Annotated in this window: 10 protein-coding genes and 1 tRNA gene; 5 read left to right on the forward strand and 6 right to left on the reverse strand. The window is 54.2% G+C overall.

The genetic code is table 11. From position 1 onward, the window contains the following. The coding region (gene tkt / locus ACILP3_RS10040; RefSeq protein ID WP_395616498.1) for a transketolase at window positions 1–1,636 on the reverse strand (1,636 nt) is incomplete at its 3' end. A 221-nt stretch (window positions 1,637–1,857) separates the two neighbouring features. Here tkt and ACILP3_RS10045 point away from each other — a divergent pair. The 4 genes from ACILP3_RS10045 to ACILP3_RS10060 all read left to right on the forward strand — a co-directional run bounded on the left by ACILP3_RS10045 (window position 1,858) and on the right by ACILP3_RS10060 (window position 3,376). Further along, complete coding sequence (locus ACILP3_RS10045; protein ID WP_395616499.1) at window positions 1,858–2,043, forward strand: hypothetical protein; 186 nt, start codon at window positions 1,858–1,860, stop codon at window positions 2,041–2,043. After that, window positions 2,043–2,357 carry a cell division protein ZapA gene (locus tag ACILP3_RS10050; protein ID WP_395616500.1) on the forward strand — a complete coding sequence of 105 codons (315 nt, stop codon included), beginning with the start codon at window positions 2,043–2,045 and terminating at the stop codon, window positions 2,355–2,357. The genes ACILP3_RS10045 and ACILP3_RS10050 overlap by 1 nt, the downstream gene beginning before the upstream one ends. Window positions 2,358–2,573: 216 nt before the next feature. Beyond that, window positions 2,574–3,143 (forward strand): 5-formyltetrahydrofolate cyclo-ligase, encoded by a 570-nt coding sequence (locus ACILP3_RS10055; RefSeq protein WP_395616501.1) that lies wholly within the window; start codon window positions 2,574–2,576, stop codon window positions 3,141–3,143. Beyond that, window positions 3,140–3,376 (forward strand): DUF2842 domain-containing protein, encoded by a 237-nt coding sequence (locus tag ACILP3_RS10060; protein ID WP_395616502.1) that lies wholly within the window; start codon window positions 3,140–3,142, stop codon window positions 3,374–3,376. The genes ACILP3_RS10055 and ACILP3_RS10060 overlap by 4 nt, the downstream gene beginning before the upstream one ends. Before the next feature lie 14 nt (window positions 3,377–3,390). On the opposite strand, the gene ACILP3_RS10065 is transcribed toward ACILP3_RS10060, so the two are convergent. The 5 genes from ACILP3_RS10065 to thyA form a co-directional block, all read right to left on the reverse strand. After that, a tRNA-Asp gene (locus ACILP3_RS10065) sits at window positions 3,391–3,467 on the reverse strand. A gap of 319 nt (window positions 3,468–3,786) precedes the next feature. Further along, a complete protein-coding gene (locus ACILP3_RS10070; protein WP_395616503.1) occupies window positions 3,787–5,049 on the reverse strand; it encodes a dihydrolipoamide acetyltransferase family protein in 1,263 nt (420 codons plus the stop codon). A gap of 4 nt (window positions 5,050–5,053) precedes the next feature. After that, the gene (locus ACILP3_RS10075) at window positions 5,054–6,058 is read right to left on the reverse strand and encodes an alpha-ketoacid dehydrogenase subunit beta (protein WP_395616504.1); all 1,005 of its coding nucleotides are present in this window, start codon (window positions 6,056–6,058) and stop codon (window positions 5,054–5,056) included. 23 nt (window positions 6,059–6,081) lie between these two features. Then, window positions 6,082–7,368 carry a thiamine pyrophosphate-dependent enzyme gene (locus ACILP3_RS10080; RefSeq protein ID WP_395616505.1) on the reverse strand — a complete coding sequence of 429 codons (1,287 nt, stop codon included), beginning with the start codon at window positions 7,366–7,368 and terminating at the stop codon, window positions 6,082–6,084. Between the two features lie 108 nt (window positions 7,369–7,476). Then, the gene (thyA, locus tag ACILP3_RS10085; protein WP_395616506.1) at window positions 7,477–8,409 is read right to left on the reverse strand and encodes a thymidylate synthase; all 933 of its coding nucleotides are present in this window, start codon (window positions 8,407–8,409) and stop codon (window positions 7,477–7,479) included. 107 nt (window positions 8,410–8,516) lie between these two features. Between thyA and ACILP3_RS10090 the strand changes: the two genes are divergently transcribed. After that, window positions 8,517–9,335 (forward strand): diguanylate cyclase domain-containing protein, encoded by an 819-nt coding sequence (locus ACILP3_RS10090; RefSeq protein ID WP_395616507.1) that lies wholly within the window; start codon window positions 8,517–8,519, stop codon window positions 9,333–9,335. The last annotated feature ends 121 nt before the right edge of the window (window positions 9,336–9,456 follow it).

Genomic DNA, 9,456 nt, shown 5'->3' on the forward strand with positions numbered 1-9,456 from the left:
CAACAAGGATGACTTTGCGCGCGGCGGTTGCGGCACGCAGCCTATATGCACCCTTGGCGGAGAAATTTTCGCTAATGTCCGTGCGCAGTTGCGGGAGATTTTGCCGCGATAGCGCCAGCACCGAAGGAGTGGATGCACTTTCAATCGCCAAGGCCCAACATTCGGCGGTCTCAATCGTGTCACAGGGCCGATACACATCCAAATTGGGGATGAGCCGCATCGACATAATCTGTTCAATAGGTTGATGCGTCGGGCCGTCTTCGCCAACGCCGATGGAGTCGTGCGTCATGACGTAGATAACGCGTGTTTCTTGCAATGCAGACAAGCGGATAGCGGCACGGCAATAATCCGAGAAGATCAGAAATGTACCGCCATAAGGAATGATGCCACCATGTAGCGCCATACCGTTCATCGCTGCAGCCATACCAAATTCGCGAATACCATAATTGACATAGCGACCCAAATAGTCGTTTTTATACAATGTGTTGGTGGACGCCGTGCGGGTAAAGTTGGAACCAGTCAAATCCGCAGATCCACCCAGCAGTTCCGATATCGCTGCGGTGGCCGCCGTCAGCGCAATTTCGGATGCCTTGCGCGTCGCAATCTTTTGCGGTTCGGCAATCAAGCTATCGAGATGCGGCTTCAGCCATGCATTATTTGGTTCGCTCGCCATGGCTGCCGTGAACGCGCTGTTCTTGGGCGATGCGGCGAGCCTAGATTTCCACTCCGCATGCATGACTGCCCCTGCCTCGCCCGTTGCACGCCATGCCCCAAGAATATCCTCGGGTATTTCAAATGCAGGATATGGCCAATCAAGGGCAGCGCGCGTCGCAATGATTTCATCTGCACCAAGCGGGCTGCCATGTGGCGCCTTCGTGCCTTCTTTATTGGGTGCCCCCTTGCCGATTAAAGTCCGGCAAGCAATTAAGGAGGGCCGGTTATCCGCCAACGCAGCCTTAATTGCGCGTTCGATGTCATTGAAGTCATGACCATCGCAGCTTTCCACATGCCAGCCACTGGCCAGATACCGTCCTGCAATGTCTTCGCTGGTGGAAAGGTCGGTCGAACCATCGATGGTGATACGGTTATCGTCCCAGAATACAATCAAGTGTCCCAGCCCAAGATGCCCGGCAAGACCAACGGCCTCGTGGTTAATGCCCTCCATCAGGCAGCCGTCACCTGCAACAACCCAAGTCCGGTGATTTACCAGATCATCGCCAAAGCGCGCATTCAAATGGCGCTCCGCCATGGCCATGCCGACGGCCATTGCTAGGCCTTGCCCCAATGGGCCGGTAGTGCATTCAATACCGTCGATCAGGAAGTTTTCAGGATGCCCCGCACATGGGCTTCCCAATTGACGGAAATTACGAATATCGTCGATGGTCGGGCCTGCATAACCGGTTAGATATAAGGTCGCATAAGCGAACATCGACCCATGGCCAGCGGACAAAACAAAACGGTCGCGGTCGGCCCAATCGGGCGCCTTTGGGTCGAATTTCAGAAATTTGGAGTAAAGTACCGTTGCGACATCAGCCATACCCATCGGCATGCCCGGATGGCCGCTATTTGCAGCCTGCACAGCGTCCATAGCCAGTGCCCGAATTGCATTGGCCATTTGCTGGTCACTGACAGTCATGATCTTTTCCCCACTGGTTACTCCCGGGCGGGAGCGGCTGGCGGAGCATATTTATTTGTGCCGCACCGCCGAATCGTTGGTGGAAACCCTTTGCGGATGCGAGCGCCTAGCGTCAAGTGAGCGGATGTGCTTTTCCCCATGAATTTGTGCTTATCATCACGTTCACACATTTGCATTGAAGATAGTCTCTGCTAAGCTTCCTCAGCAAAGGAAACTAACCCATGATAGACCAACGATTTATTGTGGCAATCGGCCGTATAGAGCGCGCCCTGACCCGCATTGAAAAATCGGCAATCGCGCCTGCAACACTTGGCGATAATGACCTTGCCGAACGGCATGAGAAGCTGAAATCCGAAACGCTGATTGCTATTCGCGATTTGGACAAGATTTTGGCGGATGCACGCTGATGCCCGACGTTAAATTATCTATCGCTGGTCGCGACTATTTCGTCGCGTGTAACGCCGGAGAAGAGCAGCGCCTGCTGGAACTCGGCGCAATGGTGGACGCCACTGCCCAAAAAGTGGCTGGCGGCGCACGTGGCCTGACAGAAACGCGCGGGCTGCTGTTTTCTGCGCTGATGCTCGCCGACAGACTGCATGACACAGGTGGCGCAGCGCGCGCCGATACTGCGCAACCCTCGGCCGCAATGGTTCAATCTGCCGATATATTAGAGGGGCTTGCGACCCGACTGGAAAATCTGGCGCTAAGGCTTGAGAATTAACCTAAGTAGCTTATATTGGGTAATGGCGGAACTGTCCGGCACGAACTGATGAGAACATCCCTGAGGCGATTATCTATCTAAGGGAGCTGTCCCTGCCTGGGCCGTTTGGGAAACCTTAAGGTCCAGATCACACGGTGCCCACCTGACGTCCTGGCGTCAGAGGATATTCCGGGAAACGACCCATGGTGGTTCCGCCAACATTTTTCAGGAAAAATAGTGCAACCAGATTTTGACAAGCAGTCGCAGCGGATGGAATTCCGCGATAAGCGTGACCGGTTTGTAAGCTCCCTGTCGCCGCAGGATTATGGGCTGGCCTTCTCCAAAATTCCAAGCCCTTTGGCGCAATATCTTTTGCCCGGCAAAATTGTAGCCGGTTACATCGCCATGGGATCTGAGGTAGATCCTGCTGCATTGTTGACCCAGGCGCATAAAATGGGTTGCGACATCGCCCTTCCCCACGTCACGAGCAAAACCGCACCGATGCGTTTCCTGCGCTGGACACCCGGTGATGATCTGGTGCCCGGCCCCTTTGGATTGCAGCAACCTGCCGAAGATGCCCCGTTATGCACGCCAGACATCGTTCTAGCGCCCTTAGTGGCCTTTGATGACCGGTTGATGCGGCTTGGACAGGGCGCAGGGCATTATGACCGCGCCTTGAGCTTGCTAGACCACGCCGTCGCCATTGGCCTTGCATGGTCCGTTCAACATGCGCCTGTGCTCGCATCGGACATTTGGGATATGCCGCTTGATGCAATACTCACTGAAAAATCATGGATGACTTTATGACGACACCACTTAAACAACCCACTTGGCGGAAACCTGCCGGAATGCTGGTGATATTGCTGATTATCTTGATCTGGTCGGGGATCATCGTCAGCGCATCCGATTTTATCGGGGCGCAGAACATCGCGATCCAGAGCATTATCTATCTTGTTGCAGGTACCATCTGGATAGCGCCGATGCGCCCGCTGATGATCTGGATGGAAACGGGATCGTTTCGCGCACCACCTCAAGCCTAAAAACTTGAAGAAAGTGGCGCGAGTGACGGGGCTCGAACCCGCGACCTCCGGCGTGACAGGCCGGCGCTCTAACCAACTGAGCTACACCCGCTAACTTGCGGTGTGGGCGCACTATAAGCGGCGTAAGATTCTGTCAACGCCATTTGTCATAAAAGGGCATATTCGCCGACATCATCTTTTACCATTTTGGATCACCTCATAAAACAATGCCCTAATAATCTCGCCTAAACGCTTCTTAGAAGGCCGTTAGAGCGCACATACAGGGGTTGGTGGGGAGCAGAGCCAAATATTGCTCCTAAGCCTCTAGGCGCCGCACAGAGCCGCCTGCAACCTGTTAGAGCCATGTTGACTTTCACTGCGTATGCCGCCGAATGTTCGTGCCGCGAAGGTGATATTTATGTGTTCACGGCCTAATCGGCGAATAACAGAACGGGCGTCTCAATCAGTTTTTTAAGCGCCTGAACATAATTAGCGGCATCCCAACCATCGACGACGCGGTGGTCGCAGCTGATCGACAGGTTCATCAACTTGCGAGCTTCGATAGTGTCGCCAACAAACATGGGGCGCTCGACAATTTTGTTCGGGCCAATAATCGCCACTTCTGGACGATTGATAACGGGCGTTGTCGCAATCCCACCGAGCGGGCCAAGCGATGTGAGTGTCAGCGTTGAACCCGATAGCTCTTCGCTTGTCGCCGAGCCATTGCGCGCCGCCTCGGCAAGCCGCGCAATTTCGATCGCCAATTGCCAGATATTGCGGTCCTGCGCATCGCGGATAACAGGCACCATCAGGCCAGCATCGGTCTGCGTCGCCATACCCAAATGCACGGCGCCATGACGGGTGACGACCCCTGCTTCATCATCGAACCGTGCGTTCATCATGGGGAATTTCGGGATGGTCTTGCAAATGGCGACAATCAGCATCGGCAACATCGTCAGCTTTGGCTTTGAACCGCGATTGGCGTTTAAATCCGCGCGCATCGCTTCGATGGCGGTCACGTCAATTTCCTCGATATACGTGAAATGGGGGATGTGCCGTTTCGACGCTGCCATATTGTCGGCAATCCGGCGGCGCATTCCGATGACTTTGATAGTCTCATCCGCGCGCCGCGCTTGAATGTGCGCAGGGCGATAGCCCAGCTGTGTTCCATAAGTTAAAAACGCGTCAAGATCGGCATGACGGACATGCCCACCCGCTGCCTTCACGTCCGCCAAATCGACCCCAAGGTCTTTGGCGCGCTGGCGAACGGCGGGCGATGCCGTGACCTTGTCGACGGCGCCCATGGCAGGTTGCTTTGCTGTTGGGGTGACGGGTGGCAGGGGAACTTCTGCCGTAGCGACAGTATCCGGCGCGTGCGGATTTTCATCCTCGACCACAGCCATAATCGGCTCTTTTGTTGCCGCTGCCGCTACAGTCTCGATGCTGGCATCGCCAGCGACCTCAATTTCCACAAGCATCGCGCCAATAGCGATCACATCGCCAACGTCGCCCGCAACCTTAATGACAACGCCCGAAACCGGGCTTTCCATTTCAACCGTCGCTTTGTCAGTCATCATGTCGGCCAAAGGCTGATCTTCGGAAATAATATCGCCAACCTTTACGTGCCAAGCGACGATTTCAGCCTCTGCAATGCCTTCACCAATGTCCGGCAGATTGAATGTAAATTTCGGCATCGCTTCAGTCCTTCATGATCTTGTCAAAGGCGCGGGCAAGGCGCACCGGTCCTGGGAAATAGGCCCATTCAAGGCTGTGGGGATATGGCGTATCAAAGCCCGTCACGCGTTCAACCGGTGCCTCAAGATGATAGAAGCAACGCTCTTGCACCTGCGCGGCCAGTTCCGCGCCAAACCCGCTTGTTCGCGTCGCTTCATGCACCACCATGCAGCGACCTGTTTTCTTAACAGATGCTTCGATGGTTTCTATATCCAGCGGCAGCAATGTCCGCAGATCTATGATTTCCGCATCGATACCATGTTCGGCCACGACAGCCTTCACGACATGGACCATAGTGCCATAGGTCAAAACGGTCACCGCCGCGCCTTCCCGCACAACCGCAGCCTTGCCCAGATCAATACGATAATAGCCTTGCGGAACCGCGCTGCCTTCATGCTTTGACCATGGCTCAACTGGGCGGTCATAATAGCCTGTGAACGGGCCATTATAGATGCGCTTGGGTTCGAAAAAGACAACAGGGTCATTGTCTTCAATGGCCGAAATCAAAAGGCCCTTGGCATCATAAGGTGTGGCCGGAATGACGGTCTTAATCCCGCAGACATGGGTGAACATGCTTTCCGGGCTTTGGCTATGCGTCTGGCCGCCAAAGATGCCGCCACCAAAGGGGGAACGCACCGTCATGGGGCAAATGAAATCATTGGCCGAACGGTAGCGCAAGCGCGCCGCCTCACTGACCAATTGGTCAAGACCGGGATAAATATAATCGGCAAATTGGATTTCCGGCACGGGGCGAAGGCCATAAGCCGCCATGCCGACGCCAACACCAATGATGCCGCATTCGCTAATAGGGGTATCGAACACGCGTGTCTTGCCATGCTTGGCTTGCAGCCCTGCCGTCGCGCGGAACACGCCGCCAAAATAGCCGACATCCTCGCCCATGATGACGACGTCTGGGTCTTTGGCGAGCATGATATCCAAGGCGCTGTTAATCGCCTCAATCATGTTCATGGTTTTTGTGGCAGGCTCTACCATCAACGCGCCTCCCAATCAGGGCCAAATTTATCCTCTTGTTCCTCTAACATTTGCGCGCATTGCTCTTTCAAATGCCACGGCATTTCTTCAAACACATCCTCGAACATCGTCTCGAACGGATGATGCAAGCCATGGCCCAATATGCCGTTTTGCTCGGCTTCTTTTTGAATAGCCTTCACATATTCGGAGAGTTCGACAAGCAGCGCCTCATGCTGTGCATCGCTCCACGCGCCGATGGTTATGAGGTGGTCCTTCAACCGCGTGACGGGGTCGCCCAACGGCCACAACGCATATTCCTCTGCCGCCCGATAAGCGCCGGGGTCGTCCGAGGTGGAATGCCCCTCGCCGCGATACGTGAAATATTCAATCAGCGTTGGCCCGCCATTGGTCCGTGCGCGGTTCGCCGCCCATTGCATCGCCGCGTAAACCGCCAGCGGGTCATTGCCGTCAACGCGCAAACCAGCGATGCCGTAACCAATCGCGCGCGCGGCAAAGGTCGTCCGCTCGCTTCCGGCAAAACCGGAAAAGGACGAAATCGCCCATTGGTTGTTCACCACCTGAAAAACAACGGGCGCGTTGTAGACGGCAGCAAAGGTCAGCGCGTTATGAAAATCCCCCTCCGCCGTTGACCCGTCACCGCACCAAGCCGCTGAAATACGCGTGTCTCCGCGCGATGCAGATGCCATCGCCCAACCCACGGCCTGCGGATATTGCGTGGTCAGATTGCCCGATATGCTGAAAAAACCATAGTCCTTGGCCGAATACATAATCGGCAATTGGCGGCCCTTCAGCCGGTCGCCACGGTTGGAATAAATCTGGTTCATCATATCAACGAGCGGATAATCGCGGGTAATCAATATGCCCTGCTGGCGATAGCTTGGAAAACACATGTCATCAAAATGCAGTGCCATTGTCGTTGCAACCGAGGTGGCCTCTTCGCCAAAGGACTTCATGTAGAAGCTCGTTTTGCCCTGCCGCTGTGCCCGAAACATACGATCATCAAAAGCACGCAAAAGCAGCATTCTTCGCAACATGAGCTGTAGAGTAGCGACATCAAGTCCGGGGTTCCAACTGCCCGTTGCCGCATGGTCATCGCCCAGCACACGGACAAGGCCATAGGCCAGAGGATGAATATCGGCCGGCATCACATGTTCGTCGGGGCGCGGATGGGCATCGACCGCTGGCACAATGATATCGCTAAAGTCGGCGACATCACCCGGACGGAATTTGGGTTCGGGAATGTGCAGATGCAGCGGCGCGAGATTGTCTTTCGTAGATTGCACCATGTCCATCTCCGCCCAAAACCACCTGAACGACTCAGGCAGTTTATTATCCATGCTTGTTATAATATTTCAAACATGACTTTAGGTCAACATAGCTGACCTAAATAGAACTTATACCGCGACGGGCGCGGAAATATGGGCCTGCGGATGGTAATCGACGACTTCAAAATCTTCTATGCGGAAGTCGAAAATGCTGTCCGGTGTGCGCAGCAGATGTAACTTAGGCGCGCCAGAAGCAGTCCGCGACAATTGCTCTTCGACCAATGGCGCATGGTTGAGATATAAATGCACATCGCCGCCCTGCCAAATCAGTTCACCCGCTTGATATCCACATACCGCCGCGAGCATGCGCGTCAGCAATGCCGCCGAAAACGCATTAAAGGCAAAGCCAAGCCCCAAATCGCATGAGCGTTGGAACAAGATGCAACTCAAAACGCCATCTGCGACATGAAATTGGTAGGTTTTATGGCATGGTGGGAGTGCCATTTGATCCAGTTCCGCAACATTCCAGCCTTCGATGATATGTCGGCGCGAACCTGGATTCTTTTTCAGGCTTTCGACCAACAGGCTGACCTGATCAATGCCCTTTTCCGCCCGGCGGAATAGTCCGTTCTCTGCGGCTTCGTAACATGGCCAATTCACCCATTGCGCCCCGTAAACAGGGCCAAGGTCGCCCCATTTTTCGGCGAAACCGGCATCCTGTATGATGCGTTGTTCAAAATCATCTTGCGAAATGGCGATGCCCGTTTCGCGACGATGGCGGTCCAGCGGCCAATCGGTCCATATCTTGACCTTTTGTTCCAGCAATGGCCGGATATTCGTGTTTCCCGTCAGGAACCATAGCATTTCGCGCGCGGCCGTCTTCCAATAAACCCGCTTTGTTGTCAGCAACGGAATCGCATCATCGGCGAGCGAAAAACGCATGGTAGCACCGAACAGCGCCTTCGTCCCAACGCCCGTCCGATCGCGCTGAACTGTGCCATTTTCCCAGATGCGGCGCATCAGCGACAGATATTGGTCTTCATAATGTGGCATATTGTGCATGTGCTATCGCTAAGCGCCGCACAATATTTTTGCAACCTTGCCAATGTGCAATTTTTGGACGCATTTTGTGCGCGAAAAGTCTGGTTGACTGTCGGTCGCTCTGCACGATGGAACTGAACAATGTCATTCTGGATACGGGCGTGACGATCCCGAATTTCGAAGAAAAATTTGTCAGCAAGGGTGTCGAACTGATCTTTCAGTGCAACAAATCACCTTTGTTGAACCAGGACAATCAAGCAATCGGCGTCTTAACGACAGGTTTGGATATCACCGCGCGCAAATTTGCCGAGCAACATCGCACGCATCTTGCGCTTCATGATATCCTCACAGGCTTGCCTAACCGCACATTGTTGACGCAATGGCTGGGCACGGCCATTGACAACAGCATTTCCAGCAAGCGCGGCGCGGCAATGTTGTTGCTGGATCTCGACCGGTTCAAGGTCATCAACGATACACGGGGCCACCAAACAGGCGATGTCCTTCTGCGGCAGGTTGCCGAGCGCATTATGGCTGTTGTGGATAGTGACGGCTTTGCTGCGCGCATCGGTGGCGACGAATTTGCCATCGTGCTGCAAAATCTGGATGACGCTGGCAGCATATCAGCCATCTGCACGCGGTTGCTCGCTATAATTGGTGAGCCTTATACTATCGGCGGTGTTGAGCAGCTTATCAGCGCCAGTATTGGTGTTGCCCTAATCCCAGAAGATGGCTCCTCTCCTGCCGAGCTTCTCCGCCTCGCTGACCTTGCAATGTATGAGGCAAAATCATCAGGCCGGAATTGCTTTTGCTTTTTCTCGCCCAAGATGAACCATATTGCGCAAATGAACGCGAGAATTGAGGCAGACTTGCGCGATGCCTTGAACAATGACCAGCTGTTCCTTGAATATCAGCCAATCGTTGACACGCATACAGGCGACTATGTCTGAATAGCCCCTAGTTTTCTAGACGCCTTCTGTTTTCAAAATCTGCTGCCGCTCGAACTTGACGGGTGACAGCATTCCGTTCCTAGCGTGCTTGCGCACTGGATTGTAGAACATTTCGATGTAA

The sequence above is a fragment of the Sphingorhabdus sp. genome, from assembly GCF_044239665.1.
Classification (GTDB): domain Bacteria; phylum Pseudomonadota; class Alphaproteobacteria; order Sphingomonadales; family Sphingomonadaceae; genus Sphingorhabdus_B.

Coding starts and splice junctions, on each gene's coding strand:
- ACILP3_RS10045 (WP_395616499.1), top strand. CDS start 1,858: ATGATAGACCAACGATTTATTGTGGCAATCGGCCGTATAGAGCGCGCC.
- ACILP3_RS10050 (WP_395616500.1), top strand. CDS start 2,043: ATGCCCGACGTTAAATTATCTATCGCTGGTCGCGACTATTTCGTCGCG.
- ACILP3_RS10060 (WP_395616502.1), top strand. CDS start 3,140: ATGACGACACCACTTAAACAACCCACTTGGCGGAAACCTGCCGGAATG.
- ACILP3_RS10070 (WP_395616503.1), bottom strand. CDS start 5,049: ATGCCGAAATTTACATTCAATCTGCCGGACATTGGTGAAGGCATTGCA.
- ACILP3_RS10075 (WP_395616504.1), bottom strand. CDS start 6,058: ATGAACATGATTGAGGCGATTAACAGCGCCTTGGATATCATGCTCGCC.
- ACILP3_RS10080 (WP_395616505.1), bottom strand. CDS start 7,368: ATGGTGCAATCTACGAAAGACAATCTCGCGCCGCTGCATCTGCACATT.
- thyA (WP_395616506.1), bottom strand. CDS start 8,409: ATGCACAATATGCCACATTATGAAGACCAATATCTGTCGCTGATGCGC.
- ACILP3_RS10090 (WP_395616507.1), top strand. CDS start 8,517: ATGGAACTGAACAATGTCATTCTGGATACGGGCGTGACGATCCCGAAT.